The organism is Gymnodinialimonas phycosphaerae (genome assembly GCF_019195455.1).
Taxonomy (GTDB): Bacteria; Pseudomonadota; Alphaproteobacteria; order Rhodobacterales; family Rhodobacteraceae; genus Gymnodinialimonas; species Gymnodinialimonas phycosphaerae.
Genome location: NZ_JAIMBW010000001.1, coordinates 3,222,588 through 3,248,498 on the forward strand (window position 1 = coordinate 3,222,588; position 25,911 = coordinate 3,248,498).

Annotated in this window: 28 protein-coding genes; 10 read left to right on the forward strand and 18 right to left on the reverse strand. The window is 60.6% G+C overall.

Translation table 11 applies throughout. The annotated features are described in order from the left end of the window. The 11 genes from pufM to KUL25_RS16065 all read right to left on the reverse strand — a co-directional run bounded on the left by pufM (position 1) and on the right by KUL25_RS16065 (position 9,968). The gene (pufM, locus tag KUL25_RS16015; RefSeq protein WP_257893837.1) at positions 1-999 is read right to left on the reverse strand and encodes a photosynthetic reaction center subunit M; all 999 of its coding nucleotides are present in this window, start codon (positions 997-999) and stop codon (positions 1-3) included. Next, on the reverse strand, positions 999-1,907 hold the full coding sequence (gene pufL, locus KUL25_RS16020; RefSeq protein ID WP_068361693.1) for a photosynthetic reaction center subunit L: 909 nt from the start codon (positions 1,905-1,907) through the stop codon (positions 999-1,001). The genes pufM and pufL overlap by 1 nt, the downstream gene beginning before the upstream one ends. 155 nt (positions 1,908-2,062) lie before the next feature. Continuing rightward, on the reverse strand, positions 2,063-2,230 hold the full coding sequence (gene pufA, locus KUL25_RS16025) for a light-harvesting antenna LH1, alpha subunit (RefSeq protein WP_257893838.1): 168 nt from the start codon (positions 2,228-2,230) through the stop codon (positions 2,063-2,065). Between the two features lie 14 nt (positions 2,231-2,244). Beyond that, entirely contained in the window at positions 2,245-2,394 is a 150-nt protein-coding gene (gene pufB, locus KUL25_RS16030; RefSeq protein ID WP_044006188.1) for a light-harvesting antenna LH1, beta subunit, read from the reverse strand. A gap of 214 nt (positions 2,395-2,608) precedes the next feature. Then, positions 2,609-2,830 (reverse strand): cytochrome PufQ, encoded by a 222-nt coding sequence (gene pufQ, locus KUL25_RS16035; RefSeq protein WP_257893839.1) that lies wholly within the window; start codon positions 2,828-2,830, stop codon positions 2,609-2,611. Continuing rightward, positions 2,823-4,307, reverse strand: coding sequence for a chlorophyllide a reductase subunit Z (bchZ, locus tag KUL25_RS16040; RefSeq protein ID WP_257893840.1), 1,485 nt, complete (start codon positions 4,305-4,307; stop codon positions 2,823-2,825). Before bchZ ends, pufQ begins: the two co-directional genes overlap by 8 nt. Beyond that, on the reverse strand, positions 4,308-5,873 hold the full coding sequence (bchY, locus tag KUL25_RS16045) for a chlorophyllide a reductase subunit Y (RefSeq protein WP_257893841.1): 1,566 nt from the start codon (positions 5,871-5,873) through the stop codon (positions 4,308-4,310). Next, positions 5,873-6,871, reverse strand: a complete 999-nt coding sequence (locus tag KUL25_RS16050) for a chlorophyllide a reductase iron protein subunit X (protein WP_257893842.1) — start codon at positions 6,869-6,871, stop codon at positions 5,873-5,875. The genes bchY and KUL25_RS16050 overlap by 1 nt, the downstream gene beginning before the upstream one ends. Beyond that, positions 6,868-7,809: a chlorophyll synthesis pathway protein BchC gene (bchC, locus tag KUL25_RS16055; protein ID WP_257893843.1), complete on the reverse strand. Its 942-nt coding sequence runs from the start codon at positions 7,807-7,809 to the stop codon at positions 6,868-6,870. Before bchC ends, KUL25_RS16050 begins: the two co-directional genes overlap by 4 nt. A 149-nt stretch (positions 7,810-7,958) precedes the next feature. Further along, positions 7,959-9,095, reverse strand: coding sequence for a methyltransferase (locus KUL25_RS16060; RefSeq protein WP_257893844.1), 1,137 nt, complete (start codon positions 9,093-9,095; stop codon positions 7,959-7,961). Then, entirely contained in the window at positions 9,096-9,968 is an 873-nt protein-coding gene (locus tag KUL25_RS16065) for a polyprenyl synthetase family protein (RefSeq protein WP_257893845.1), read from the reverse strand. Between the two features lie 99 nt (positions 9,969-10,067). On the opposite strand from KUL25_RS16065, the gene crtD reads away from it, so the two are divergent. The 6 genes from crtD to KUL25_RS16095 are packed head-to-tail and all read left to right on the forward strand — an operon-like array spanning position 10,068 to position 16,626. Continuing rightward, positions 10,068-11,648, forward strand: coding sequence for a 1-hydroxycarotenoid 3,4-desaturase CrtD (crtD, locus tag KUL25_RS16070; protein WP_257893846.1), 1,581 nt, complete (start codon positions 10,068-10,070; stop codon positions 11,646-11,648). Continuing rightward, positions 11,603-12,472, forward strand: coding sequence for a carotenoid 1,2-hydratase (crtC, locus tag KUL25_RS16075; RefSeq protein ID WP_345791024.1), 870 nt, complete (start codon positions 11,603-11,605; stop codon positions 12,470-12,472). Before crtD ends, crtC begins: the two co-directional genes overlap by 46 nt. 54 nt (positions 12,473-12,526) lie before the next feature. After that, positions 12,527-13,096 carry an ATP-dependent protease subunit HslV gene (gene hslV, locus KUL25_RS16080; RefSeq protein WP_257893847.1) on the forward strand — a complete coding sequence of 190 codons (570 nt, stop codon included), beginning with the start codon at positions 12,527-12,529 and terminating at the stop codon, positions 13,094-13,096. Further along, complete coding sequence (locus KUL25_RS16085; protein WP_257893848.1) at positions 13,093-14,169, forward strand: hypothetical protein; 1,077 nt, start codon at positions 13,093-13,095, stop codon at positions 14,167-14,169. Before hslV ends, KUL25_RS16085 begins: the two co-directional genes overlap by 4 nt. Continuing rightward, on the forward strand, positions 14,166-15,482 hold the full coding sequence (gene hslU, locus KUL25_RS16090; RefSeq protein ID WP_257893849.1) for an ATP-dependent protease ATPase subunit HslU: 1,317 nt from the start codon (positions 14,166-14,168) through the stop codon (positions 15,480-15,482). The genes KUL25_RS16085 and hslU overlap by 4 nt, the downstream gene beginning before the upstream one ends. A 22-nt stretch (positions 15,483-15,504) precedes the next feature. Continuing rightward, positions 15,505-16,626, forward strand: a complete 1,122-nt coding sequence (locus tag KUL25_RS16095; RefSeq protein WP_257893850.1) for an alpha/beta hydrolase — start codon at positions 15,505-15,507, stop codon at positions 16,624-16,626. On the opposite strand, the gene KUL25_RS16100 is transcribed toward KUL25_RS16095, so the two are convergent. From KUL25_RS16100 to KUL25_RS16110, 3 genes are read right to left on the reverse strand one after another with little or no spacing between them, the layout of a single operon-like run. Next, entirely contained in the window at positions 16,623-17,231 is a 609-nt protein-coding gene (locus KUL25_RS16100) for a Smr/MutS family protein (RefSeq protein ID WP_257893851.1), read from the reverse strand. The two genes, KUL25_RS16095 and KUL25_RS16100, sit on opposite strands and share 4 nt — an antisense overlap. A gap of 3 nt (positions 17,232-17,234) precedes the next feature. Beyond that, positions 17,235-18,200: a murein transglycosylase A gene (gene mltA, locus KUL25_RS16105; protein WP_257893852.1), complete on the reverse strand. Its 966-nt coding sequence runs from the start codon at positions 18,198-18,200 to the stop codon at positions 17,235-17,237. 54 nt (positions 18,201-18,254) lie between these two features. Continuing rightward, complete coding sequence (locus KUL25_RS16110) at positions 18,255-18,914, reverse strand: Tim44/TimA family putative adaptor protein (RefSeq protein ID WP_257893853.1); 660 nt, start codon at positions 18,912-18,914, stop codon at positions 18,255-18,257. Positions 18,915-19,067: 153 nt separating this feature from the next. Between KUL25_RS16110 and KUL25_RS16115 the strand changes: the two genes are divergently transcribed. Then, complete coding sequence (locus tag KUL25_RS16115; RefSeq protein ID WP_257893854.1) at positions 19,068-19,532, forward strand: FxsA family protein; 465 nt, start codon at positions 19,068-19,070, stop codon at positions 19,530-19,532. A gap of 56 nt (positions 19,533-19,588) precedes the next feature. Beyond that, a complete protein-coding gene (gene secB / locus KUL25_RS16120; RefSeq protein ID WP_068355956.1) occupies positions 19,589-20,104 on the forward strand; it encodes a protein-export chaperone SecB in 516 nt (171 codons plus the stop codon). A 1-nt stretch (position 20,105) separates the two neighbouring features. On the opposite strand, the gene dnaQ is transcribed toward secB, so the two are convergent. The 4 genes from dnaQ to KUL25_RS16140 are packed head-to-tail and all read right to left on the reverse strand — an operon-like array spanning position 20,106 to position 22,815. Then, positions 20,106-20,801, reverse strand: coding sequence for a DNA polymerase III subunit epsilon (dnaQ, locus tag KUL25_RS16125; protein ID WP_257893855.1), 696 nt, complete (start codon positions 20,799-20,801; stop codon positions 20,106-20,108). 3 nt (positions 20,802-20,804) lie between these two features. After that, positions 20,805-21,389 carry a dephospho-CoA kinase gene (gene coaE, locus KUL25_RS16130; RefSeq protein ID WP_257893856.1) on the reverse strand — a complete coding sequence of 195 codons (585 nt, stop codon included), beginning with the start codon at positions 21,387-21,389 and terminating at the stop codon, positions 20,805-20,807. Next, entirely contained in the window at positions 21,386-22,222 is an 837-nt protein-coding gene (locus KUL25_RS16135) for a shikimate dehydrogenase (RefSeq protein ID WP_257893857.1), read from the reverse strand. The genes coaE and KUL25_RS16135 overlap by 4 nt, the downstream gene beginning before the upstream one ends. Beyond that, positions 22,219-22,815, reverse strand: coding sequence for a Maf family protein (locus KUL25_RS16140; RefSeq protein WP_257893858.1), 597 nt, complete (start codon positions 22,813-22,815; stop codon positions 22,219-22,221). The genes KUL25_RS16135 and KUL25_RS16140 overlap by 4 nt, the downstream gene beginning before the upstream one ends. Before the next feature lie 539 nt (positions 22,816-23,354). Between KUL25_RS16140 and rho the strand changes: the two genes are divergently transcribed. Together rho and mnmE are read left to right on the forward strand one after the other, a co-directional pair. Further along, positions 23,355-24,626, forward strand: a complete 1,272-nt coding sequence (gene rho / locus KUL25_RS16145) for a transcription termination factor Rho (RefSeq protein ID WP_257893859.1) — start codon at positions 23,355-23,357, stop codon at positions 24,624-24,626. Between the two features lie 10 nt (positions 24,627-24,636). Further along, positions 24,637-25,911: a tRNA uridine-5-carboxymethylaminomethyl(34) synthesis GTPase MnmE gene (gene mnmE / locus KUL25_RS16150; protein ID WP_257893860.1), complete on the forward strand. Its 1,275-nt coding sequence runs from the start codon at positions 24,637-24,639 to the stop codon at positions 25,909-25,911.

Sequence of the window (25,911 nt, forward strand, 5' to 3'; positions counted from 1 at the left end):
TCACTCCTCCCCTCGGGTTACGCCGCCGAAGTCCTCGTAGGTGCCGTAGGCCTCGTAGCCATAGGCGCCCAGATAGTCGGGGGCGAAGTTGTGTTCCTGGGCCCAGATGAACCAGTTATCCACGACCGTGCCGGTCAGAAGGATACCGATACCTCCGGTGATGGGCGTGAGCACGGCGAACCACCAGGCCCACCTGTGAATGCCTTCCATCGTGGCGTTGAAGCCCATGGTCCAGCGCCAGAACAGGCCCGCGCGCTCGGAAGCCGTGCCGCGGTCGATGATCTGCTCCAACTCTCGGTCGCCGCCGTAACGGGACACGGCCAGGATCGTCGCGCCGTGCATCGCGAACAGCAGCACAGAGCCATAGAGGAACACGATGCTCAGGCAGTGGAACGGGTTGTAGTAGAGGTTTCCGTAGCGGATGGAGAACGCCGTGGTCCAATCCAGGTGCGGGAAGATGCCGTAGGGAACGGCTTCACTCCACGAGCCCATCAGGATCGGGCGGAACAGGCCAAGCACAAGGAACAACCAGATCGCGGCAAGGAACGCCCAAGCGATGTGTTTGCCCATCTGGTGTTCCACGGCCAGCATGTAGGTCCGCAGCCACCAGAACATCACCGAGATCAGCAGGAAGAAGCTGGAGATGATGTACCAGCCGCCATCATTCAGCGGCGGCATCCGCAGGCCCCATTCCGGGCCGGGCGGCTCCAACGACAGCCAGAACAGCTGACGGATGAACTCGGGGATCGACCAGTCGACGTGGGACAGCATGTTGAAGCCCACGATCATGAACCACGCCGCGCCGGTGGCAAGGCTGATCAGTCCGGCATAGCCAAGGTAGATTGGGCCAAGTTGTGCGTTACCTAACCAGCCGATCAGGGTCGAGAAACGTGCCCCTGTCCGTTCCTTCATCAAGGTGCCTTGATCGTCCATGCCCATCTCGGGCTCACCTTGGACCTGGACCTGCGTGAAGATGTTTTGATATTCGAAGTAGGCCATTATTCAGTCCCTCCCGTGACGTCGGCATAGCCTGCCTCGGTCCCGTACGTGGCCATTCCCGTGGTGTCATACGCCACGCCTTGATCCGGCCAGATCGGCAGGTCGAGCCACCAGTTCCACCACTCGGGCCAACCCGAGGTCCAGACGGGGCCAGAGATCACGATGCAGACCGCGCTCCAGAACACGGCGGCGATGGCCAGCAACATGCCGACGCGGTGGATGCCCAACGTGCCGATGGAATAGCCGATGAAATCGCGAAAGAAGCTGTCTTCGTGATCCGGTGTCTTCATCAGCGTGCCCTTTTCAGGGTTCGCCGCCGACAGGATCAGGCCGCCGTGCAGCGCCAAGGCGAAGGTCGTGGCGAAGAACAGCGACACGGCGATCATGTGCGCCGGATTGTAGTGGAAGTGCAGGTACGAATACCCGACGTTCGACACCCAATCGAGGTGGCTGAAGATCCCGTAGGGGAAGCCATGGCCCCATGCGCCCATCAGAAGCGGGCGGATGATGACCAGTGTGACATAGGCAAGGATCGCGAAGCTGAAGGCGAAAGGCACGTGATAGCCCATGCCCAACTTGCGGCAGATCTCGACCTCGCGCAGCGCCCACGAGATGAACGCGCCAGTCGCACAGAATGTGATGATTTGCCAAAGGCCGCCCTCCAGGAGCGGCGCAAAGCCAAGACCGTAGGACAGGTCCGGCGGGGCGATGTTGATCGTCCAGGGGTTGAAGTTGCCTTCCATGGCCGCGCCCCAGAAAATGAGGATCGTCCCTAACAAGGCGAAAAATGCAGTCGTGACCCCGAAAAAGCCCACGTAGAACGGGCCAACCCAGAAGTCGAACAGATCACCGCCGACCAACGTCCCCCCACGGACGCGATACTTTTTCTCGAAGCTTAGCAAAGCCATGCGCTCTCTCCGCGTTTGGCGGCGTGCCCCTTGGTTGGTGGTCAGCCGTCGTTTATTTCGTCTTGGCAAATCGTCTTGGTGTTTGCTGCGGGCGAGAGGGGAAGCCCCCCGCCCGCAGCTGTTATCGGTGCCGTCAAGACACGGTGTTCAGGGGCTTACTCGCCACCAAACCCCATGTTCATTGCGGCGGACTCGAACCAGTTCATGCCGGACGACAAAACCACCAGGTGGATCATCGCTGCCAGCAAGAAGAGGAAGACACCCTGCGCCACGAACACGCGGCGGGGGTCAAAAATAAGCCAGACTTTGTAGAACTTAGCCATTCTCTATTCCCTCTTCAGAACCAAGGCGCCCAAAAGTACGTGGCGATATGAGCAACGAGGGCGACGGCCGAAAACAGCCAGAGCCCGCTCATATACACCGCGTGCAATTCTTGCGCCTGCTCGTCGGTGAGACCTGTAAAAGACAGATCGGAATTATCAGCCATATTTTCCTCCGGAACGTCAGACTGACGCCGCAAACCCTGCGGCCAGGCCCCGACAAGGCGTCATTACCCTGCCGGCATTCCACCCGCGCACCACCAAGGTGATGCAGGGATGAACCCAGTGTTCGGCTCCGGTCGTCACGCCGAGAATGTCGTGGCCTTCGTCTGCACTCGCCCGGGTCTAGTCAGGCTCTGACATGCAGGTTAGGGCCGTATTTTAGGCCGCGAAGATCATCGGTGTAATGATGCCCGCCTGGCGGTAGGCCCGACGGATCGGGCCTTTGTCTGTCATGCTGCCCGAGCGGACTGCCGCGATGGCCCACGTGATCGTGGCCAAAGGCAGAGTCGCCAGAAAGATGATCGCAAAGTAGATAATGAACTCGGTCTTTTCCGGCTTGCGCGCGTGCTGGACCTGGCTGTTCGTGGTCATGTCACTCATTTGATTTCTCCTCCTCATCGAAATCAAAACCGGCAGGGGCAAGGCCCTTGACGGTGTCTTCCATCACCCTTTCCGCACCATCTTCGAGGGCTGCCTTTTCGGCGGCGTCACGAAGTGTCTTGGCGGCGGAAATGCGGGTAAGGATCGGGTGCTCGGCCACGATGCGGTCCAGAAGGCGTTGGGCCTCTGGCTCCCAAGGGAAATCGCGGCGGAGTGTCGTGGGGGTTGCTTCAGCGCTGTCCATCTCACTGCCCAAAGGCAGGATGTGGAAAAGCGCGTCGAAAAGGCCATTGCAGACCTCTTGCAGCATGTAGGTGGCACCGGCGTAACCCATGAAGGGCGTGCCCGTGGCGCGACGGATCGCGGCGCCGGGGAAACTGGCGGCAATGAAAGTGGGCTTTGGCCCAAAACCGGCGGCCATTTCGGCCAGGTACATCTTTTCGTTGATCGAGCCCATCAGGACCAACGGGCGTTTCTCGGACACCATCGCGCGGACGGCGTCATTGTCGGTCTTCTTGCCGGCCACACGGGCAACGGCGAAGGCACAAGGCAGGCCAAGGTCATCCTCAAGATACTTGCGGACGCCACGCGCGTAGGTCTCATTCGCGACAATCCCGAAGGAGGCGGTGGCGAAGAAGTCCTGCGTGACCGAGCGCCAGAGGTCCCAGACCGGTTTGATGGTGGAATGCTTTTCCTGCTCGATGAACGGCTCGGCATCGAGGCCGGTCAACTCTGCCAGCTTACGCAGGAACTTGGTGGTGGATTCCACCCCGATAGGCGCTTGCAAGTAGGGCTTGGCAAGGACCTCACAGAGGCCACGGCCGAACTCCCGATACATGCAGATGTTCACATCGGCATTCACCAGATCGCGCATTTCCGCGACGTGGGAGCCCAGCGGCATCACCATGTTCACTTCGCAGCCAATGCCTTCCACCAGACGGCGAATTTCGGCCAGGTCAGATGGCATGTTGAACGTGCCATACATCGGCCCGAGGATATTGACGCGGGGGGCGGCCCCCTCCTCACGCTTCTTCTCGCGCGGCATACGGCCCTTGGTCATGCCGAATTCGGTGAAGATCCAGGTCATCGCCCGGTCGGCGCTTTCCCATTGGTCTTCGTCAATCGTGCGCGGCAGGAACCGCTGGATGTTGGTGCCCATGGGCGTGACGCCGCCGCCGATCATCTCGGCAATCGAACCCGTCACAACAACGGAGGGCAGCGCCGGATCAAGCGTTTCCCAAGCGCGCTTCATCGCGCCCTCGGTGCCGTCGCGGCCAAGCTCTTCCTCACCCAGACCCGTCGTGACAATGGGCAATTCGTGGGGGGGAAGGCCGTCGGTGTAATGGAGCACGGAGGTCACGGGCAGGTTTTCACAACCCACCGGACCATCGATAATGACTTGCAGGCCTTTGACGGCAGTGAACGCGTAAACGCTTCCCCAGTAACCGCCCGCACGATCATGATCTTGGATAAGCATCTAGATCATCTCCTGCGCTTTTGCGGCACGAGCCTGTTTGTCCAACTTCTTCTGGTGCGCGGCCCGGAAATCAGGGCGAAGGTTCGGGGATTTTTCCCAGATGCCAGCGTTATCGCCCTCCCCCACTCCGGCGAAGAACGCCTTCATGTGGGACATGCGATCCTTGTTGCCCATGGCGGCGTTGACGACCTGTTGCAGGCTGCCTGCGCCCATCGGACCCATCAGGGGCCGGGCGGAAATGAGGTTAGTGAAGTAAAGCGACGGAATGCCCAGTTCCTTGCCCTTTTGGACGACCGGGGTCGTCCCAATCGCAAGGTCGGGCCGCACTGCTTCCATGGCGGCGCAATCGTCTTCCAGCGACGCGCGGAACTTGACCTTCACGCCGCGCGCTTCCAGCCATTCGACGTCCGGCGCGGACCACTGCGACTTGCCGCAAGCGGTGCCGACGTAGGGGATGTTGGCGCCGGATTCGATCAACAGGCGGGCGACAAGCAATTCGCTGCCCTCATAGCCCGAAAGGGTGATCGTGCCGTCAATCGGCGTCGCGGCTAGGGCGGACTTGATCGCGGGAAGGAAGGCGTTTTGCGCCGCTGCGATCTTGTCGGCATCGACGTTGTACGCCTTGCCGATCGCCTCCAGCCACGCGGCGGTGCCGTCGTGACCCACGGGGGCAGAGCCCACGATGGTGCGGCCCGCGGCCTGAAACTCACGAATGGCGGCGGTGTAGAACGGATGGATCGCAGCGACGACGCTGCTGTCCAACGCGGAATAGAGCTCACGCCACTCACGACAGGGAACGACCGGACCTGCCGCCAGACCGAGTGGCGCGAGCATCCCGGCGATCCCCAAGGGGTCCGCAGGGAACATTTCGCCCAACAGGGTCACTGTCGGACGGTCTGAAATACCCGAGACAGGAGCCTGAACTGGGCCGGCCTCCACTTCCTGACGGGCATAGTTGAGCATCGACCCTGCGAGGACGTCTTTTGCCTCGGCGTGGGTCGGGACTCCGAAGCCAGGAACGTCTATACCGACGATCCGGACCCCATTGATTTCGTCGGGCAAAAGCCGCAACGGAACGCCAGATGCCGTGGGAACACAGAGGTTCGTAACCACGATGGCATCGTATCTTTCCGGGTCCGCCATATCATGGACGGCCTCCCGGATGTCTTCGAACAGCTTGCCGGTGACAAGCGACTCAGAATTGAACGGGACGTATCCCACGGACCGGCGCGCGCCATAGAAGTGGGACACGAAAGTCAGCCCGTAAACGCAGCATGCCGAGCCGGAAAGAACGGTCGCCACACGGCGCATCCGAAGACCCACGCGGAGCGATCCGAAGGCGGGGCACATGGACTGTGGTTTGTCGTGAGGGCCTGTGGGGTAATCTTTCTTGAACTGATCGAGGATGTCGGACTTGCCCGCCTTGCGTGCAGCATCCTCCATCGTGGCGGCACCGGCGTGACAGCCCATGCCATCGGTCATCATGGGAGCATCGCGGCCTTCGACCGCTTCGCCCTCGATCACGTCAACCTGTGCGGTGGTGTCGTATGTGATTTCCTGGTCCATCATGCGTCGTCGTACACAACTTCGAGAGACTCTTTGACGATGGCATTCTTGCCGCGCATGTCTTGATCCGTGGCCGGTTCCAGCACTACGCCAGCACCCGTGTCGGACCCGTCGAACAAGGCCAGAAGGCCATCCTGGTTCAGCGCCGTGGGGCGCATTGGCGGGGCAACGGCGACGTTGTCACCAAGGGCTGCGAACAGGTCGCCCCACTCGGATTCTGCGGTGCCGACGATCTGATAATTCGCGGATTTCTTGCGCAGGTCATCGTTCTGCGGGATCGACGCGAGGACCGGGATATCAACCGCTTCGGCAAAGGCCTGCGCCTCTCCGCTGCCGTCGTCCTTGTTGATCACAAGGCCCGCGACGCCGACATTTCCGCCCATCTTGCGGAAGTATTCCACGGCGGAGCAGACGTTATTGGCCACGTAGAGCGACTGGAGGTCGTTGGAGGCAACCAGGATCACCTTCTGCGCCATGTCACGGGCGATCGGCAGGCCGAAGCCACCGCACACCACGTCGCCCAGGAAGTCGAGCAGGACGTAGTCGAAATCCCAATCGTGGAAGCCGAGTTTTTCCAGCAGCTCAAACCCGTGGATGATGCCGCGCCCGCCGCAACCGCGACCGACCTCTGGCCCGCCAAGCTCCATCGCGAACACGCCGCCGCGCTTGAAACAAACGTCACCGATCTTCACTTCCTCACCGGCCAATTTCTTGGCCGAAGACGTCTCGATGATCGTGGGGCAGGCTTTGCCGCCGAACAAAAGCGACGTCGTGTCGGATTTCGGGTCACAGCCAATGAGAAGCACGCGCTTGCCCTGCTCGGCCATCATGTGGCTGAGGTTGGCGAGGGTGAAGGACTTGCCGATGCCGCCCTTGCCGTAGATCGCAATGATCTGCGTCTTTTTGGTCGGCTCCCCTTGGGGAACTTCCAGCGAGGGTTCGTTGGCTTCGTCGCGCAAGTTCGCGTCGTAGTCCTTGAGGTTCGGAATATCCTTCATGCGGCGTTCTCCCAATTCAAAATCATCTTCAGACAAGCGGCGTCTTCGAAGGCGATCTGATACGCTTCGGCTGCCTGGCTGGAAGGTCGTGTGTGTGTGATGAGCCCATCGAGGCTAAGCGCGCCGTGGTCGATCAAATCGCGCGTGGCGGTCAGATCATCGCGGGTCCATTCGGCGGCGATGCGCAGGCGCGCCTCGCGCATGAAGGCCGGGGGGAAGGCGAAGGAAAGCGGCTTGGGGTAGAAGCCCGCGAGAACAATTTCGCCTTGCTTGGCGAGACGGCCGATCAAGGTGTTGAGCAGGTCGGACTGGCCGGAAGCGTCGTAGATGCACTTGTAATCACGACGCTCATCGGCATCGGGGTGCAGCACCTGGTATCCGGTGGCCCCCTTGGCGCGGTCGGTGTCGATTTCCCACACGGTGGGCGGCTTTCCGCCAGCGGCAATCGTCAGGCGCGCCAGGAGGCGGCCAAAAACGCCGTGACCGACGATAAGTTCAGGCAGCGTCTTGTCCATCCCGGCCATCGCGTGGCGGGCCGTTGCGGCAAGCGCCAGAAGCGCACCTTCGGCTTTCAGGGCAGGATCGATGCGCACGACACGGTCGGCGGCGGAAACAAGACGAGACGACGCGCCGCCGAAAAGGCCCTTCACATCGCCATAACAATTGGCCCCGGGCACAAACACGCGATCACCGGGCTTGAAGCCGGTGCCGGGGGCGGCTTCCACGACCTCTCCGGCAGCCTCATAACCGGGCACCAGTGGGTAGCCCATGCCAGGGAAAGGCGGCATCTGCCCGGACCAGAACAGTTTCTCGGTCCCTGTAGAGATGCCGGAATGCGCCACGTCGATCACCAGATCGCCAGCGGAAGGGGCGGTGAGGTTCACCTGTCCCAGGCCGAGGGCCTTGGGTCCTTCCAAAATGACGGCGGTGGTATGCAAGTGGGCGTCCTCAGGTCGGTGGCGGTTTTTCGGCGCGCATCAGCGGGGATGAGAATCCTCTTGGTGCGACATTCTGTGGTGTCAGTTTAACCTGACACTTTTTTATGTCAACGCGAATAGACATATCGTTTGAAAGTGTTCGCCAGAGTTTACGCTTTGCAAGCGCAGACCATTCCGGTGACAAAGGGGCGACCGGTTTTGACGGTTTTCACATCGCGGAACCCGGCCTGAGCCAGAAGCCCGGAAATCTCATTGGCGCTACGGGCCTTTCCGGTGCGCATCGCCATACAATAAGGGCCAAAGTAGGCATCACCGGGTCGTGTGGGGGTGCCACCGCCCGACATCGGCTCGGCCACGATGATCCGCCCACCAGACGGCAGCGCGGCATGGGCCTTGGTCAGCAGCATGGCTACCGTTTCATCGGCGTGGTCATAGAGCACCCGCACCAAACTGATCGTGTCTGCACAAATCGGCAGTGCGTCGGTACGGAAAGACCCGCCCGTAGTGTCAGCTCGGTCTGACAGCCCCTCCCGCTCGAACCGCGCGGCGGCGGGCGCTATGACGGCAGGCAGGTCGAAGAGGTGGAGGTTCAGGTGCGGATAGGCCTGGCCTGCGGCGGCCAGGAACACGCCGGTGCCGCCGCCGACATCCAGCAAGGTGCGGGTGTCGGACAGGTCAAGGTGCGCAAGCGCCTCTTCCGCCACAAGGGTTTGACTGTCGGCCATCAGCTCGGAATAGGTGGCGGCGACATCCTGATCGACGTCACCGGAGGCGCCGAAGACATAGGGCCAAAAACCCGCAAGTTCAGTATCGGAGCCGTCACGGAAGAAGGCGACGGGGTCCGAAAGGTCGCGGTACAGAACATCGTGGTGACGAATCATCTGCGAGAGGCCGGGAATGCCCGGAAGCGCAGCGCCAAGGCGACCCAGCGCATAGCGTCCATCGCTTTGCCGGGTCATCAACCCAAGTGCTGCAGCGCCTTGGGCAAGGACTTTCATCCGCGGTTCCGGCACGCCGGTGCGGGACGCAAGATCCGCCAGTGTGCGCGGCTGCACGCGCAGATGATCTGGCAAGTCGAACTCAACGAACGCCATGAGGATCTGGCTATGGGCGAACCCCGCGACCAGATCGAACAGCGCCTCACCGTCCTTGCGGGCGATGCTTGCGGCGATCGGAAGCCGCGCGGCCTTCTGCTGGAACGCGCGGGAGCCGACCAACGCGGTGCGCCACGCATAAAAGCGGTCTTTCAGCGACTTGCGCGTGCCCTGCGGGTCCGCCAACGCCATTTATTCAGCAGCCTGAACCGGGGGCATCACGGGCGTCAGCCGCTCGGCCGTCTTGCGGACCATCTCGGCCAGCATCGCCTCACCGGGGCAGGACGGGATCGAAGAGATCGCACCAGACAGGATATCCTCTAACCGCTTGATCGCACCGCGCACGCCATATTCGGTAACGGCATTGGGACGGTCGTGTATTTCATCCTGATGGGCGGGCTTGCCCAGGGTCGACTCGTCATAAAGCGCATCACGCAGATCATCGGCGACCTGGAAGGCCTCACCGATACGCGCGCCAAGCTCGGTCCATGGTTCCGGATCTTCACCAGCGCTTGCGGCACCCATGCGGGTCGCGGCAGTGAAAAGCGCCCCGGTTTTGGCGCGGTGATAGGCGGAAAGGTCGATCTTCTCTTCACTCTCCCACCCCTGCCCTGCGCAAATGCCGCCGGGCATGCCGGTGGATTCGCCGAGAATTTTCATCAACTCGATCGCACGCATGGGATCATGGTGGGCCACGCGGGTAAGCACCTCGAACGAGGCGATGATGAGGCTGTCACCGGCCAGAAGCGCCAACGGCTCGGAATAGGCTTTGTGGACGGACGGCTTGCCGCGCCGGATGTCGGCGTCGTCAAAACAGGGCATGTCGTCGTGGACAAGGCTGGCACAGTGGATCAACTCGATCGCCGTGGCGGCTGCGTCAGACATCTCGGGCTGCGGATCGCCACAGGCCATCGCGACGGAAAGGCAAATCGTTGGGCGAATGCGCGCGCCGCCTGGGGTGACGGAATAGGCCAGAGCCGAAGCGAGTTTCGGCGGCGCGATATTGCCTTGAGCGTGGGTGATAGCAGCAGAGATCGCGCGCTCGATCCGGGGTTTCAAGGGCATGGTTCGCGCCTCCTCAAGGGGGATTCGGTGACGGATCTTGGACCCGATATGTAAATCAGACTGGACATATTATGGATAGGTGTCAACATAGGCTTACACTTGGAGGATGAACGGCTGACCGAGTCTGCGCACAGCGCTGTCGTGATTGGCGCCGGGATCGGCGGGCTTTCGGCTGCCTTGCGGCTGGCCGCGAAAGGCCTGCGCGTGACGGTGGTGGAAGCCGCCGACGGCCCGGGCGGCAAGATGCGCACGGTGCCGTCACATGCAGGCCCGGTGGACATCGGGCCCACAGTGCTGACCATGCGGCCCGTGTTCGAAAGCCTGTTTGCCGATGTAGGGGAGCGTCTGGAGGATCATGTGACCCTCCACCGTGACCCCTTGCTGGCGCGTCATTTTTGGCGCGACGGATCGACGTTGGACCTGTTCGATGACCCCGACGCGAGCGTCGAGGCCGTGCGGGTCTTCGCCGGCAACAGGGCCGCATCGCAATTCGCGCGGTTCGCGGCCTCTGCCAAGACGCTCTATGACGCCTTCGACGGACCAATCATGCAATCCGCCGCCCCCGCCCTTGGGCCGCTAACCGCCCATGTCTTGCGCAACCCCCGTCTGATCCCGGCAATGATGCCGGGCCTGAGCCTTGCGCGGCGGTTGCAGATGTCTTTCGACGACCCGCGATTGCAACAATTGTTCGGACGGTATGCGACCTATGTGGGCGGCTCACCCTACCAAAGCCCTGCGGTTCTTGGGTTGATTTGGCATTCCGAAGCGCAGGGTGTGTGGTCTGTGGAGGGTGGCATGCATGTGCTGGCCCGCGCGCTGCATGATCTGGCGGTGGCAAGAGGCGTGACGTTCGTGTTCGGCCAGGTCGCTGAGCGGATCGCGCAACAGGGTCGTGCGGTGTCGGCGGTACATCTTGCCGACGGCACAGCGATCGCGGCGGACACGGTGGTGTTCAACGGTGACCCACGCGCTTTGTCCAACGGACTGCTTGGGCCGCCCGCCCGCGCTGCCGTACCGAAAACGGGGACCGAACCGCGCAGCCTGTCGGCGTTTGTCTGGGGTTTCGCCGCAGAGCCCCAAGGCGTTGAACTGGCGCATCACAACGTTTTCTTCTGCGCTGACCCGAAGGTTGAATTCGGCGATATCGCCAAGGGTGACATGCCCCGCGACGCGACGCTTTATGTCTGCGCTCAGGATCGGGGCATCGTGACCCCCGAGCGACCCGAGCGTTTTGAGATCATCATGAACGGCCCCCCCGGCCACAACACGACCGAGGAGGCAAGAAAAACATGCCTAACACGCACGTTCGAGACTTTGGCGCAAATGGGATTGGCGTTCAGCCCGCGTCCCCAGACCAGCGCCTTGACGACACCGCGCGACTTCAATCAAGCGTTTCCCGGGTCGGACGGTTCCCTTTACGGGCGGAGCCCGCACGGGATGATGGCGACGTTCCAACGGCCCACGGCACGGACGGCGCTGAAGGGCCTCTACCTGGCGGGGGGCGGGGCACATCCGGGGGCGGGAGTGCCGATGGCCTGCCTCTCAGGGAAGCACGCGGCCGAGGCGATCTGGAGCGACCTTGCTTTGACGTCGACGTCCCAAAAGATGGCTACGCCTGGTGGTATGTCGACGGGATCAGCGACGATGGCGACCAAGCCATCTCCATCATCGGCTTCATAGGATCGGTCTTCTCCCCTTGGTATCGCTGGAGCGGGCGTGAGAACCCTGCAAACCACTGCTGCTTGAACGTGGCGACCTATGGGCGCGGTGGAAGGTGGACGATGACGGACCGGGGGGAAGAAGCGTTGGGCCTGTCGCGCGATGCGCTTCAGATCGGGCCAAGCGCCATGGTCTGGAAGGGTGACCGCCTTGAGGTGCAGATCAACGAAGTCAGCACGCCCCACGCCCAGCGGGTGAAGGGAACGGTGACGATCCACCCCAGTGCCGTGACAGACCGCGAGATGCTGTTGAGCGATGACGGGGCACATGTTTGGCGCCCGTTCGCCCCGACGGCCCGAATCGAAGTGGCGCTGAACCGCCCCGGCTGGACGTGGTCCGGCCATGGCTATTTCGACGCGAATTTCGGGACACGGGCGTTGGAGGCGGATTTCAACTATTGGACGTGGGGGCGGTTCCCTTTGCGGGACGGGTCCGCCTGTTTCTATGATCTGGACCGGCGCGATGGGACCAGCCTTGCAGCCGGTGTCGGATTCGCTGCCGATGGAACACCCCATGCGATCCCCCTGCCCCCAAAACAGAGACTAAAGCGCCCACTTTGGATGGTAAGGCGCGATACGCGGTCAGACGCGGACTTCAGGCCACACCAGGTGAAACCGATGCTGGATGCGCCGTTCTACAACCGCTCGGCCATTCGGACGAAGATCAATGGCGAAGAGACGACAGGCGTCTATGAAGCGCTGGATCTTGACCGGTTTCGCGGGCCCTGGCTGATGCCGATGCTTGCGGTTCGCGTGCCCCGTCGCAAGGGTTGGCCCCGCTCGTAACTTGTCGTCACCGCCTGTGCTGTCCATATAGAGCCTCAATGGATGGAGGCCCCTATGGCGAAAGATGAATTCCCCGGTTGGCACGGCACGACGATCATTGGTGTCCGCAAGGGCGGCAAGGTCGTGGTGGCCGGTGACGGACAGGTCAGCCTTGGGCAGACCGTGATCAAGGGCAGCGCCCGAAAAGTGCGGCGTTTGTCACCCGGCGGCTACGACGTGGTCTGCGGTTTCGCAGGCTCCACCGCCGATGCCTTCACCCTACTGGAACGCCTGGAGACCAAGCTGGAAGCAACGCCAGGGCAATTGCAGCGCGCGTCGGTTGAGCTGGCCAAGGACTGGCGCACGGACAAATACCTGCAAAAGCTGGAGGCGATGCTGATCGTCACCGATGGCGCCGAGCTTTACATCATCACCGGCGCCGGTGACGTGCTGGAGCCGGAACACGGCATTGCGGCGATTGGATCCGGTGGAAACTACGCGCTCGCCGCCGCCCGCGGGATGCTGGATAGCGACAAGGACGCCGAGGCGATTGCCCGCGATGCCATGGCGATTGCCTCGGATATTTGCGTCTACACCAATGGCAACCTCACCGTTGAAACGATCGATGCAAAAGGCAGCGCATGACCGACATCACCCGCGATGATCTACGCGCGGCCGTCGGCGCAGGGGCGATGACCGAGGCGCAAGCGGCCTCTCTCATTGCGCTGGCGGAGGAACGTGAGGGCGTGCGGGCCAGACGCTCGGGCCTTGACGAGCCGTTTGAGCTGTTCAAGGGCTTCAACGAGGTGTTCATCGTCGTCGGCCTGTCGATCCTGTTCGCCGGATGGATGGGGGCGACGGGGCTGTCAGTCTTTACGGCGACCAGCGGCTACATCCTTGGAATGCTATTCTCACTGGTGGCGATGGGGGTGGTGATCCTGCTGGCGCGGTACTTCACGATCACCCGCCGCATGGTCGCGCCGTCCATCGCGCTGGCGGTGATGTTCGGGCTGTCCGCGCTGCAATTCGGCCTTTCGTTCGCGGCCATGATGGATCAGCTATTCCTGGCAAGCTGGACCGTGGCCGCCGGGTTTTCCGGCGTTCTGCTATGCCTATACTACCTATTGTTCCGCGTGCCGTTCACAGTCGCCTTGATCGCCGCCTCGGTCGTGGTACTCACCTTCGGCCTTGTAACGATGGGCGGAACGGTCCCAGAGGAAGTGCAGGACATCTTCCTGCTGTCCGCCGATGGGCCTTTCGCGATCATCACCATTGTTCTCGGCTTCATTGGTCTTGCTATTGCGATGGCCTTCGACATGAGCGACCCGCACCGGGTAACGCGCCGCGCGGCGTCGGGCTTTTGGCTGCACGTCATGGCCGCGCCCGCCATCGTGAATACCGTGGCGTTGACCCTGTTCCAGAACCCCGATGCCGGGGCACAGCTGGCGCTGGTCGCGTTCATCGCCGTCATGGCGTTGTTTGCGATCATCATTGATCGCCGCTCATTCCTTGTATCCGGCGTCGGCTACGTCGTGGCGCTGTCAATCTCGGTCGTGGAGGGCGAAGGCGCGTTCTTCGGCATCCTTCTTTTGGGCGCGGGCATGGTCTTGCTTGGTGCCCAGTGGGAACGGATGCGCAGCGCGATCATGTGCGTGCTTCCCCCCTTTCCCGGAAAAAACCGCTTGCCCCCCTGGGCAACAAAGGAGGCCCTCGCATGAGCGATCTTACCCCCCGCGAAATCGTGTCCGAACTGGACCGCTTCATCATCGGTCAAAAGGACGCCAAGCGGGCCGTCGCCGTGGCCCTGCGCAACCGCTGGCGGCGCAAGCAGTTGGGCGATGACCTGCGCGATGAGGTTTATCCAAAAAACATCCTGATGATCGGGCCCACGGGTGTCGGCAAGACCGAGATTTCCCGCCGCCTGGCAAAACTGGCGAAAGCGCCCTTCATCAAGGTGGAGGCCACGAAATTTACAGAGGTCGGCTATGTTGGCCGCGATGTGGAGCAGATCATTCGCGATCTGGTGGACGCCGCGCAGGTGATGATCCGCGAGAATATGCGCGAAGAAGTGAAGGCCAAAGCCCACGACATGGCGGAGGAGCGGGTGATTGAAGCGCTGGCCGGGAAGGACGCCCGCGAGCAGACCCGCGAGATGTTCCGCAAGAAGCTCCGCGCCGGAGAGTTGGACGACACGGTGATCGAACTGGAGGTCGCTGACACCTCGAACCCCCTTGGCGGGTTCGAAATCCCCGGTCAGCCCGGCGGCATGGGGGGCATGGGTGCAGGCATGATGAACCTCGGCGATCTGTTCAAAGGCATGGGCGGGCGCACGGTGAAAAAGCGCCTGAGCGTTGCCGCCAGCTATGATCTGCTGATCGAGGAAGAGGCCGACAAACTACTGGATGCAGAAACCTTGACCAAAGAAGCCCTGCGCGCTGTAGAGCAGAGCGGCATCGTGTTCCTGGATGAGATCGACAAGGTCTGCGCACGGTCAGACGCGCGCGGTGGCGATGTCTCTCGCGAGGGAGTCCAGCGTGATCTGCTTCCACTGATCGAAGGGACGACGGTCTCGACCAAGCATGGGCCGGTGAAGACCGACCATATCCTGTTCATTGCCAGCGGCGCGTTTCACATCGCCAAGCCGTCTGACTTGTTACCGGAATTGCAGGGTCGCCTTCCGATCCGTGTGAACCTGCGACCCCTGACAGAGGATGATTTCGTCCGCATCCTGACCGAAACCGATAACGCCCTGACCCGACAATACACCGCCCTGATGGCGACCGAAGAGGTCACGGTTGAATTCACCGACGACGGGATCAAGGCCCTTGCGCATATCGCGGCTGAGGTGAACGAGAGCATCGAGAATATCGGCGCGCGCAGGCTATACACCGTGTTGGAAAGGGTCTTCGAAGAACTGAGCTTCACCGCGCCTGACCGTGCGGGCGATGCCGTTCAGGTTGACGCGGCGTTCGTTGAAGAGAACCTCGGCGAATTGACGCGCAGCGCAGATCTTAGCCGCTACGTTTTGTGAGCCGGTGCTGGTAAAAGGGGCCATGACACATGCGCCCCTCACCCGCCGGTCGCTTCTTTGTGGCGTCGCCGCCCTACCTTTGGCGGGGTGCCTGACGGTACCGGACGTCCTGATTGTGCCCGAAGCGGCCAGCGTCGGCACAAATGAGACCGTTTTCATGGCCACCAACCGGATCTTTGCCGGTGGGCGGTTTCAGGATGAGCGGCAAGAGAGCCTATCCTTCACTCAATTCGCGATCTCCGTGCCGCCGGATCGTGACTCGGGCGCGGTCGAGCCCGGCCGCGTTCGGCGCGGCGGGCCTGATCTTCGCACCGATTTCGTGGCCAGTTCAGGCGATCACCTTGGCAATGCCACGACCTTTCGCGCGGCATTGAGGGCAGAAGCCCAGCGTAAAGGCACGCGGGAGGTCATGGTTTTCGTCCACGGGTTCAACAGCACCGTGGGGACCGGCCTATATCGAACCGCGCAGATCCGCCATGATTTCGAGATCCCCGGCGTCGCTTTGCACTATGCCTGGCCCAGCGCCGGACACCCCTTGGGATATGCCTACGACCGCGATTCGGCTCTGTTTGCACGGGACGGGTTGGAGGCTTTGTTGACCGAAGTCGTCGCCGCAGGCCTAGATATCGTGTTGATGGCACATTCCCTTGGATCCGGGGTTGTCATGGAGGTGCTGCGCCAACTGCGGATCGGCGGGCGCGATGCCGTCATGAACCGGATCAATGGGGTCATCCTGTTCTCGCCGGATATCGATGTGGATGTGTTTCGGGCCCAGGCCGCACGGGTCGGGCACCTGCCGCAACCCTTCGTGATCTTCACGTCCCAACGGGACCGCGCGCTGAGAATTTCGGCGCGCATCACCGGGTTGCGAGAAAGGGTCGGCAACTTGTCGGTCCCCGATCAGGTGGCCGATTTCGAGGTGACGTTAATTGACGTATCCGCCTTCGAGGGCGGCGTTCGTGACCCGCTGAACCATTTCGCTGGGGCCACGTCACCCGCAGTCGTCCAGATTTTGCGAGAGGTCGCGCAGGTCAACAACGCCTTTGAGCGGGATATAACACAGCAAACGGGCCTGTTGCCGGGCACGATCCTGACGATCCAGAACGCGACGCAAATTCTGTTGAGCCCCGTGAACCTGCGCTAGCGCTTCCGCTTGAGGTAGACGTAATAGGCCCCGGCGCCCCCATGGCGCTGATGCGCCTCGCGGATATCGAGGATCATCGCGCCCAAAGGAGGGGACGTCAGCCAGTTCGGAATCTGATGTTTCAGGATCCCCCGACGGATCGGGATCGGACCGCCGCTATCGCGATCCTTGCCCTTGCCGGTAATGACCAGCACCAGACGGCGCTCCATTTCATGGGAATGGAAGATGAAACTGATCAGGGCGGGATGGGCCTCGGACAAGGTCATGCCGTGAAGGTCGATGCGCCCCTCGGGCTTCAACTTGCCCCGCGTCATCCGTTTGTGGGTGCCATGATCCATGCGCACGGGGGCGTGGGCAAGCTGTACGGAAAGACTTGGGGCGTGGTTGACGGGGCCTTGGTTGAAGGAAGCCTTCTCACCGACGCGAAACGCGGGCAGGCGGTTTGCGGTCGTGGTGGGTTTGGGACCTAGCGTTGGCTTCTTTGATGGGGTGTCTTCGGTAATCTTTGGCGCGCCGCTGCGGTCCATCGGGGTCGCCGTCGCGGCAACTCGGTTCCACAGGGCCTTGTCGTCATCCGACAGGCCACGTTTTCCGCGCCGCGCCATCGGTCAGGCGTCCGGGATCAACTGGTAGGCGCGCTCGATCGGCAGAAGCACGACCATCCGACCCGGGTCGCGGATCACGCCGGCGGCTTCACCCGCCTCGTCCCCGTATCCAAAGAAGATATCCGCCCGCTGCGGACCCTGAATCGCGCCGCCGGTGTCTTGGGCAATCATCAGGCGATGGATCGGGCCATCGCCGCCCTTCTCGATCCAGACAGGTGCGCCCAGGGGGGTGTAGTCCGGATCCACTGCAATCGTGCGGTGCGGGGTGATGTTACGGTTCATCGCGCCAAGGGGGCCAAGCGCAGGGTCGGTGATATCGACCTCCCGAAAGAACACATAGCTGGGGTTATGATGCAGCAGATCCCGCCCGGCGGTAGGATTACGACGCACCCAAGCCTGAATGATTTGAGCCGAGACCTGGTGCGCCTGGTAAACGCCCCGGCGCACGAGTTCCTGCCCGACAGAGCGGTATTCGTGGCCATTTCGCCCGGCATAGCCCACGCGGATCACCCCACCGCCCGCAAGGCTGATGCGGCCAGATCCTTGAATTTGCAGGAAAAACAATTCTACCGCATCGTCGACCCAAGCGATTTCCAAGCCCCGGCCTTCCAAGACGCGGGACTCTTCGATTTGTTCACGCGACAACCAGCGGCCCGAGGCTTCGGGCGGCATGCGATAGACTGGGAAACGGTAGCGGCTGGTGCGGGTGCGCGATCCGCTGAGTTCGGGTTCAAAATAGCCGGTGAACAGCGCGGGGTCTTCGCCGCCGATCAGAACGGGTCGGAAAAACAATTCAAAAAAGGTGCGCGCATCGGGGGCGGTTTCGGCAACGCGACACAGCGCCTGCCAATCAGAGCCGTCCAAGTCCCTGCACGTGTTGCGAAATACGGAGAGGGCCGCGGAATGATCATCCACGGCCCATCCATCCAGATCGTCAAAGTCCAGAAGCTGCACGGGTTCATCCGCCATGGCCAAGGTGGTCGTAAGGACCAAGGCAAGGGCAACCGCGAGCCGCCGCATGGATCATCCGTCGGTGGCCACCAAGGCCCAGTTCGGATCGTCGGAACCCATGGTGCGCGCAAAGGTCCAGACATCGCGCTGGCGCTTGATCTCGGTCCTATCACCTTCGATGATCTCACCGTCAGCGTTACGCACGACACTGGTCAACTCACCCACGAAGCGGACGGTGACTTCCCCAACGCCAGTGGCGCGGTCAAACGTGGCCTCTTGCAGCGAAATCTCTCGCACGCCAATGAACTCGGCCTCAATCGTAAGGCCTTGCTCGTGTCGTTGGTCGATGACCGTCTCGAAGGTTTCAAGCACATCAGGGGCCAGGAACGGGCGAAGGCCCTCTTTATCCCCGCGCTCGAACGCCATCAGGATCATTTCATAGGCTTGACGGGCACCGCCCAGGAATTCGCCAACGCGAAAGCCGGGTTCCGCCATCTTCATGGCAGCAAGCGCCTTGGCGCTGTCCGAGCCATCATCGACATGGTCGATGATATCATCGTCGGGACCGCCTTCGATCACCTCGAAATCTCGGCGCACATCAGAGCGCCCACTGCCGGAGGTAACAGGGGGCTTTTCAAAGCCATCCCGTGTACCGAGCACTGAGCGCAGGCGCAAAATCAGGAAGATCGCGATGCCAGCCAGCACCAGCAAGGACAAAAGGGAGGAGTTCATGGCACCTCGATTGGGCGTATGGGTTAAAATTCCGTGTGTCAGGCACATATGTAGGGCAGGGGTGGTATCAAGTCCATTGCGCCTGCGCGCGAAGGGCTGGAATACGTGAAATGCGGTGAAGGGGCCGCCCAAGGGATGAAAAGGCGTTAAATCATGTGGCTGTTCTTTGTGTTCATCGCGATCCCGCTGATCGAGATTGGCTTGTTCATTCAGGTGGGCGGCTGGTTGGGCCTTTGGCCGACGTTGTTGATTGTGGTTGTAACCGCGATTGCAGGAACGGCCCTGGTAAAAAGCCAGGGCGCGCAAGCCTTGGCGCAACTGAAGAACAGTTTCGACGATTTGCGTGACCCGACCGAGCCTTTGGCCCACGGCGCGATGATCCTTTTTTCCGGCGCGCTTCTGCTAACGCCCGGGTTTTTCACTGATTTCGTCGGTTTTGCGCTTCTGGTGCCGGCAGTGCGTCGGTTTGTTCTGAAAAAGATCAAGGAGCGGGTCACCGTGCAGACCGTCCGCACGGATCGCGGATGGCAGCCGCAAGATGAGACAATCATCGAGGGCACCTACGTATCTGACGAGAATGACCAGCCATCCGGCCCCTCAGGCTGGCGCAGGGATTGAGGCTGGATCAAGGGCCTGTTAAAGCACCTCCGACCTCGATTTAAGGAGAACACCCCATGTCCGACGCCTCTGCAAACGGCGACGCACCACAAGGCGCCGCACCGGAAGCTGCGCCGCAACTTCCCAAGATGCAGATCCTGGGCCAATTCATTCGCGATATGTCGTTTGAAAACGCCGCCGTGCAAAACGGTGTCGTGGCTCAAGGCCAGCCCGACATTCAGGTTCAGGTCGCACTCGATGCGCGCAAGCGCACGACGGAAAACCAGTACGACGTGATCATGAAGCTGAAGGTTGACAGCAAGACCAAGGATGAAGAGCCGAAATCCATCTTCCTGATCGAGCTTGAATATGGCGGCGTCTTCCTGATCGAGAATATTCAGGAGCAGCAGCTGCATCCGTTCCTGATGATCGAATGCCCCCGGATGCTGTTTCCCTATGTGCGCCGCATCATCTCGGACGTGACGCGGGATGGCGGTTATCCGCCGCTGAACCTCGATCAGATCGATTTCGTGGCGCTGTATCGTCAACAGATCGCCGCGCGTCAGGCGCAGCAGCCGCAAGGCACTGCGTGACCTAGCGCAGTTTGGACCAGACGGTTTCATCCCCCAAAGCATCGACAAAGGCCGCGTGAGCGGCCTTTTCCATGTCCGTCAGACGGGATGGAAGCGGATTGGGGCGGGGACGGGGACGCCAATTGTCATCCTGCTGTTGGGTGACGCTGGATTTGTTCTGCGACAGGGCGAAATCCGGCTGCTTGCCACCCGTCAGCTCAAGGTAAACTTCGGCAAGGATCTCGGAATCAAGCAATGCACCGTGCTTTTCGCGGGCGGAGTTATCGATCCCGAAGCGGCGGCATAGGGCATCGAGGGATGCAGGAGATCCGGGGAATTTGCGGCGTGCGATCTTGAGGGTATCAAGCGCCTGCTCAAGGGGCAGAGTGCACTTTCCGGCCCATTCAAGCTCTGCGTTCAAAAAGCGCATGTCGAATTCGGCGTTGTGGATCACCAGTTTGGCGTCCCCTACGAAAGCCAGGAAGTCCTCGGCGATTGCTGCGAAAACCGGTTTGTCGGCAAGAAAATCCTCGCCGATACCGTGCACCTCGAATGCTTCTGTCGGCATGTTCCGCTCGGGTTGGATATATTGATGATAGGTCTTGCCGGTCGGGACCTGGTTGAACACCTCAACAGCACCGATCTCGACAATTCGGTGGCGCGGATTGTCATAGGGGTTAAGGCCCGTGGTTTCCGTGTCGAGGACGATTTCACGCATCTATCATGTGTTCCTGGTCAGTTCAGACACCAGATGTGCCACGGCTTTACGGGTGCCGTCCAGTGTGTCCGTCTTGATAACATAGGTGGCGCGGGCGCGTTTTTCGGCGTCGGGCATTTGGCGCGAGAGAAGATCATCAAGGGTATCTGCCGACGTGCCGCGCACAAGGACGCGACGGCGTTGCTCCTCGGGCGAAGTGGTTACGACCAGCGTCGCATCGCAGGCGGCATCACCGCCCGTCTCAAACAGAAGAGGGATATCAAGGGCGATAAGCGGGGCGTTTGCATGGGCGGCGCGGAACGCGGCACGGTCATCGGCGACAAGCGGGTGCACACGGGCTTCGATCTGCTTCAAAAGGCTTGGATCCTGGGCAATGGCGGCGCGCAAAACGGTACGATCGACGGCACCATTCCGGATGGCATCCGGGATCAGGGCGGCAATCGGTGCGACCGCGGCGCCACCCGCAGCATAGAGCTTGTGCACCGTGGCGTCGGCGTCCCATACCGGGACGCCCAGATCCCGAAACATTGCCGCCGTCGTGCTTTTTCCCATGCCGATGGAGCCGGTCAGGCCAAGAACGACGCTCATCCCGATAAAACAGCCGTGCGCAGGTCATCATCAACCATCGGCGTATAGTTGAACCAACGCTCGAACCCCGGAACGGCTTGGTGGAGCAACATGCCGAGGCCGTCGACCGTCTCGCACCCTCGGGCCGCGGCCTCTTTCAAAAGGTCCGTCTCCAGCGGGGAATAAACGATATCGGTGACAACCGTGGGTGGCGACAGGCGTGAAAGGTCGATGGAGAGGGGGCTTTGGCCCGTCATACCAAGCGACGTCGTATTCACGATCAAAGCTGCATCGGCGATAAGATCAGGGATATGGGTCCAATCTGTTGGGGAAACGCGGGCACCGAACTGATCCTTCAGGCCATCTGCACGGGCGCGGGTACGATTGGCCACATACACAACAGGTGCCCCATCAGAGACCAGCGCCGAGACAATTGCCTTGGCCGCCCCGCCCGAGCCCAGGACGAGCGCGGGCCCCGCTGTTGCGGACCAGCCCGGCAGCGTTTGGCGAATGTTTGAAAGGAACCCCATGCCATCGGTATTGTCGGCTTGGATCTGCCCCTTTGCGGTAAATGTCAGCGTATTCGCCGCCCCGATCAGGGCTGCGCGGTCCGTCACGGAATCCGCTAGGGAAAGGACCAGCTCTTTATGGGGAAGGGTCACATTGACGCCCACGAAACCGATGCGTGGCAGCACCCGAAGCGCTTCCGGCAGGTCCGCGTGATTGATGTGGAGCGGGACGTAATGGCCCCGCAATCCATAGCGCTTCAGCCAGTGGCCATGGAGGCGCGGCGACAGAGAGTGGGAAATCGGATCACCGATAACGCCAGCGAGGGGGATCGTGTCTTTGGTCATGGTACCAGCATCCCGCGCATTCGAAGATAGGACAAGACCTGTAACAAAGGCAGGCCAAGAACGGAAAACCAATCCCCATCGATACGAGAGAAGAGCTGCGCACCAAGGGCTTCGGCTTGATACGCGCCGACACAGCCCGAAACCTCGGGCCAGGCCTGGTCAAGGTAGACGTCGATTTCGCTATCGGTCAGCGTATGCATGGACAGCCGTGCTGAGCCCACAGTGCGCCAAACGGGTTTGGCATCCTCATAGATCACGGCTGCTGAATAGAGGTGATGGGTCTGACCAGAGAGGCGACGAAGATGCTTTGCCGCGTCCTCTCTATCGTTGGGCTTGGCGAAGACTTCACCTCTCAACGCAAGGATCTGGTCCGAGCCAAGCGTAAGAGACGTCGGCCACTTCTCGGCGGCTTTTCGGGCTTTGAACTCAGCCAAGGCATCGGCGATGTCACGGGGCGAGGCCTGATCTGCCACAAGAGATTGGCGGATGGCATCCTCATCGATTCGAACGGGCGATGATTCGAACCGAATGCCCGCATTTTGGAGCATGACGCGCCGTATTGGCGAGGATGAGGCAAGAATGAGGTGAGACATGTTTGGGATAAGTCTGTGGGATTGTTCTGGACGGAGCAGGGGAGGCGTGTTCACAAGCCGCCGAGTTTTGACGGTTTTGACCAATCTGCCAGAGTTCTCTGGAGATGGCCAAAGGGTTTTGCCCGGGGAAGTTTTGTCTGTGCGACTGCGTTGGAAAGTGGAGTTACTCACTTTTGTCCACAGGTTTTCAGCTGGTTCTTCTGTCCATGAATATTAGTAAGTTTTTGTTTTTAAACATTTAATATGGTACTCCAGTTGTTAACAGGATTGGTCTGAGTTACCAAGGCGACGCCCAAATGTTGGGGGTAACTCGTCAGAAACTGACTTTGACGAGAAATCCAAGGTCCTACTACCAACAACAAGAAAACTTCCTTTTCTTATTTTAATATAGATAGAGGACCCGAACGGGCCGAGTTGACAGGACGCAGCCCAGGTCATATCTGCATTCTTGTACTCCATTCGGAGCTACGGCATCATACATAGAAGACACATGAAGCTTGCGCCATGGCGCTAAGCGGACGTGCACGTTGGATATTTCCATGACAGTAGAAACGCTTCGTCTTGCAGACTTGAAAGCGAAAACCGCCAAAGACCTTTTGCCGATGGCAGAAGAGCTTGAGATCGAGAACGCCTCCACCATGCGGAAGGGAGACATGATGTTCGAGATCCTCCGAGAGCGGGCCGAGGAAGGTTGGGAGATTTCCGGCGATGGCGTGTTGGAGGTTTTGCAGGATGGCTTCGGTTTTCTGAGAAGCCCGGAAGCGAACTACCTGGCGGGTCCAGATGATATTTACGTATCGCCTGAAATGATCCGCCAGCATTCCTTGCGTACAGGCGATACGGTCGAGGGCGTGATGTCAGCGCCCAAAGAGAATGAGCGGTATTTTTGCCTGGTCAATGTCACGCAGATCAACTTTGGCGATCCGGCGCAGGCAAAGCACAAGGTAGCGTTTGAAAACCTGACGCCGCTCTATCCCGATGAGCGGATGACCATGGAGATCGAAGATCCGACGATCAAGGATCGCTCGGCACGGATCATTGACCTGGTGTCTCCGATCGGCAAGGGCCAGCGGAGCTTGATTGTGGCGCCGCCGCGCACAGGTAAGACAGTGCTGCTGCAAAATATCGCCCATTCTATCGAGACCAATCACCCCGAGTGTTTCCTGATCGTTCTTCTGATCGACGAGCGCCCGGAAGAGGTGACGGACATGCAGAGATCCGTTAAGGGCGAGGTGATTTCCTCGACGTTTGACGAGCCTGCGACGCGTCACGTGGCGGTGTCTGAAATGGTGATCGAGAAAGCCAAGCGATTGGTGGAACATAAGCGGGATGTTGTGATCTTGCTTGATTCGATCACGCGTTTAGGCCGCGCGTTCAACACCGTGGTGCCGTCGTCCGGCAAGGTTTTGACCGGTGGTGTGGATGCGAACGCCCTGCAACGGCCGAAGCGTTTCTTTGGTGCGGCGCGGAATATCGAAGAAGGTGGCTCGCTCACGATCATCGCGACGGCTTTGATTGATACCGGTAGCCGGATGGACGAAGTGATCTTCGAAGAATTCAAGGGCACCGGCAACAGCGAGATCGTTCTTGATCGCAAGATTGCAGACAAGCGCGTGTATCCGGCGATGGATATCCTTAAGTCTGGTACTCGGAAAGAAGATCTGTTGGTCGACAAGGGTGATTTGCAGAAGACATTTGTGTTGCGGCGGATCCTGAACCCGATGGGGACGACGGATGCGATCGAATTTCTGATTTCGAAGTTGAAACAGACCAAGACGAACGCGGAATTCTTCGATTCCATGAACACCTGAGGGGTGCGCCGTGCAGACGATTTTCGCTCTGGCAACGGCCCGGGGGAAAGCGGGTGTTGCGGTAATTCGGATATCGGGGCCTGACGCCTTCGACGTGGGGCGCCGTCTTGTGGTGTCCTTGCCGAGGCCAGGCCAGTTTCGGCTACGCGATGTCTTATCGGCCACCGGTGAAGTGGTGGACCGCGGCTTGGTGTTGGCCTTTAGGGCGCCTGGAAGTTTTACCGGAGAGGATGTGGTCGAACTGCAATTGCATGGGAGTGTCGCAGTTGTTCGTGCCGTAGAGGATGCGATCCGCGCGACGGGTTTGGCGCGCATGGCCGAACCGGGAGAGTTTACGCAGCGCGCCCTTCTCAACGACATGCTGGATCTGACCCAGGTAGAAGGCTTGGGAAGGCTCATTGACGCCGAAACAGAAGCGCAACGCAAGTTGGCTCAGGCGAGTTTTGACGGAGGCTTGTCCAAAGAAGCGGAAGCATGGCGGGCGTCTTTGATCCGCGCTGCGGCGTTGTTGGAGGCCTCGATCGATTTTGTGGATGAGGATGTTCCGGTCGATGTGATACCGGAGGTTCTGGCACTTCTGGAAGGGTTGCGATCACAGTTCCAGCAAGAGGCCTTGGGAGCGGTCGTGGCTGAACGTCTGGGTGCTGGGTTCGAAGTTGCCATTATTGGCGCGCCAAATGCTGGAAAATCGACGTTGCTGAATGCCTTGGCCGGCCGCGATATCGCCATAACGTCTGAGATCGCAGGAACAACGCGGGATGTGATCGAAGCCCGGTTGGATGTTTCTGGTTTGCCAGTGACTTTCCTTGATACGGCCGGCTTGCGCGACACCGATGACGTTGTGGAGAAGATAGGTGTGGATCGTGCTGTCGGGCGGGCTTTGGGTGCGGATCTGAGAATCCTTTTGGAGACAGACGATTGGCTGGAACCAGCTGCGTTAGCAGGGAAGATCGATTTTCGATATCGGGCGAAATCTGATCAGGGAGGCGGTGTCTCCGGCCTTACGGGCGTCGGCATTGATGTTTTGATTACCGACGTCGAGCAAAGTCTTGTAGAGCGGATGGCGATGGTGCGCTCGACAGTTACGGAACGTCAGCGGGAGGGGATGGAGCGCGCGCGACACGCTCTTGAAATGGCGCTAGGGGTTTTGTGTTCTAGCGGAGAGTTGGAATTGGCGGCGGAACATGTCCGTGATGCGCAGCGCTCGCTTGACTCGGTGATCGGGCGCGTGGATGTAGAAAACGTCTTGGGCGAAATCTTCTCCCGTTTCTGTATCGGGAAGTAG

Excerpts from the sequence above, each read along its gene's own strand:
- KUL25_RS16115 (WP_257893854.1), top strand. The coding sequence starts at position 19,068 with ATGTGGCTGTTCTTTGTGTTCATCGCGATCCCGCTGATCGAGATTGGC.
- dnaQ (WP_257893855.1), bottom strand. The coding sequence starts at position 20,801 with ATGCGTGAAATCGTCCTCGACACGGAAACCACGGGCCTTAACCCCTAT.
- KUL25_RS16060 (WP_257893844.1), bottom strand. The coding sequence starts at position 9,095 with ATGGCGTTGGCGGACCCGCAGGGCACGCGCAAGTCGCTGAAAGACCGC.
- KUL25_RS16065 (WP_257893845.1), bottom strand. The coding sequence starts at position 9,968 with ATGCCCTTGAAACCCCGGATCGAGCGCGCGATCTCTGCTGCTATCACC.
- KUL25_RS16100 (WP_257893851.1), bottom strand. The coding sequence starts at position 17,231 with ATGGCGCGGCGCGGAAAACGTGGCCTGTCGGATGACGACAAGGCCCTG.
- secB (WP_068355956.1), top strand. The coding sequence starts at position 19,589 with ATGTCCGACGCCTCTGCAAACGGCGACGCACCACAAGGCGCCGCACCG.
- pufQ (WP_257893839.1), bottom strand. The coding sequence starts at position 2,830 with ATGAGTGACATGACCACGAACAGCCAGGTCCAGCACGCGCGCAAGCCG.
- KUL25_RS16110 (WP_257893853.1), bottom strand. The coding sequence starts at position 18,914 with ATGAACTCCTCCCTTTTGTCCTTGCTGGTGCTGGCTGGCATCGCGATC.
- hslU (WP_257893849.1), top strand. The coding sequence starts at position 14,166 with ATGAGCGATCTTACCCCCCGCGAAATCGTGTCCGAACTGGACCGCTTC.
- mltA (WP_257893852.1), bottom strand. The coding sequence starts at position 18,200 with ATGGCGGATGAACCCGTGCAGCTTCTGGACTTTGACGATCTGGATGGA.
- pufA (WP_257893838.1), bottom strand. The coding sequence starts at position 2,230 with ATGGCTAAGTTCTACAAAGTCTGGCTTATTTTTGACCCCCGCCGCGTG.
- hslV (WP_257893847.1), top strand. The coding sequence starts at position 12,527 with ATGGCGAAAGATGAATTCCCCGGTTGGCACGGCACGACGATCATTGGT.
- pufB (WP_044006188.1), bottom strand. The coding sequence starts at position 2,394 with ATGGCTGATAATTCCGATCTGTCTTTTACAGGTCTCACCGACGAGCAG.
- KUL25_RS16140 (WP_257893858.1), bottom strand. The coding sequence starts at position 22,815 with ATGTCTCACCTCATTCTTGCCTCATCCTCGCCAATACGGCGCGTCATG.
- KUL25_RS16085 (WP_257893848.1), top strand. The coding sequence starts at position 13,093 with ATGACCGACATCACCCGCGATGATCTACGCGCGGCCGTCGGCGCAGGG.
- KUL25_RS16135 (WP_257893857.1), bottom strand. The coding sequence starts at position 22,222 with ATGACCAAAGACACGATCCCCCTCGCTGGCGTTATCGGTGATCCGATT.
- bchY (WP_257893841.1), bottom strand. The coding sequence starts at position 5,873 with ATGGACCAGGAAATCACATACGACACCACCGCACAGGTTGACGTGATC.
- KUL25_RS16095 (WP_257893850.1), top strand. The coding sequence starts at position 15,505 with ATGACACATGCGCCCCTCACCCGCCGGTCGCTTCTTTGTGGCGTCGCC.
- KUL25_RS16050 (WP_257893842.1), bottom strand. The coding sequence starts at position 6,871 with ATGAAGGATATTCCGAACCTCAAGGACTACGACGCGAACTTGCGCGAC.
- bchZ (WP_257893840.1), bottom strand. The coding sequence starts at position 4,307 with ATGCTTATCCAAGATCATGATCGTGCGGGCGGTTACTGGGGAAGCGTT.
- rho (WP_257893859.1), top strand. The coding sequence starts at position 23,355 with ATGACAGTAGAAACGCTTCGTCTTGCAGACTTGAAAGCGAAAACCGCC.
- coaE (WP_257893856.1), bottom strand. The coding sequence starts at position 21,389 with ATGAGCGTCGTTCTTGGCCTGACCGGCTCCATCGGCATGGGAAAAAGC.
- pufM (WP_257893837.1), bottom strand. The coding sequence starts at position 999 with ATGGCCTACTTCGAATATCAAAACATCTTCACGCAGGTCCAGGTCCAA.
- pufL (WP_068361693.1), bottom strand. The coding sequence starts at position 1,907 with ATGGCTTTGCTAAGCTTCGAGAAAAAGTATCGCGTCCGTGGGGGGACG.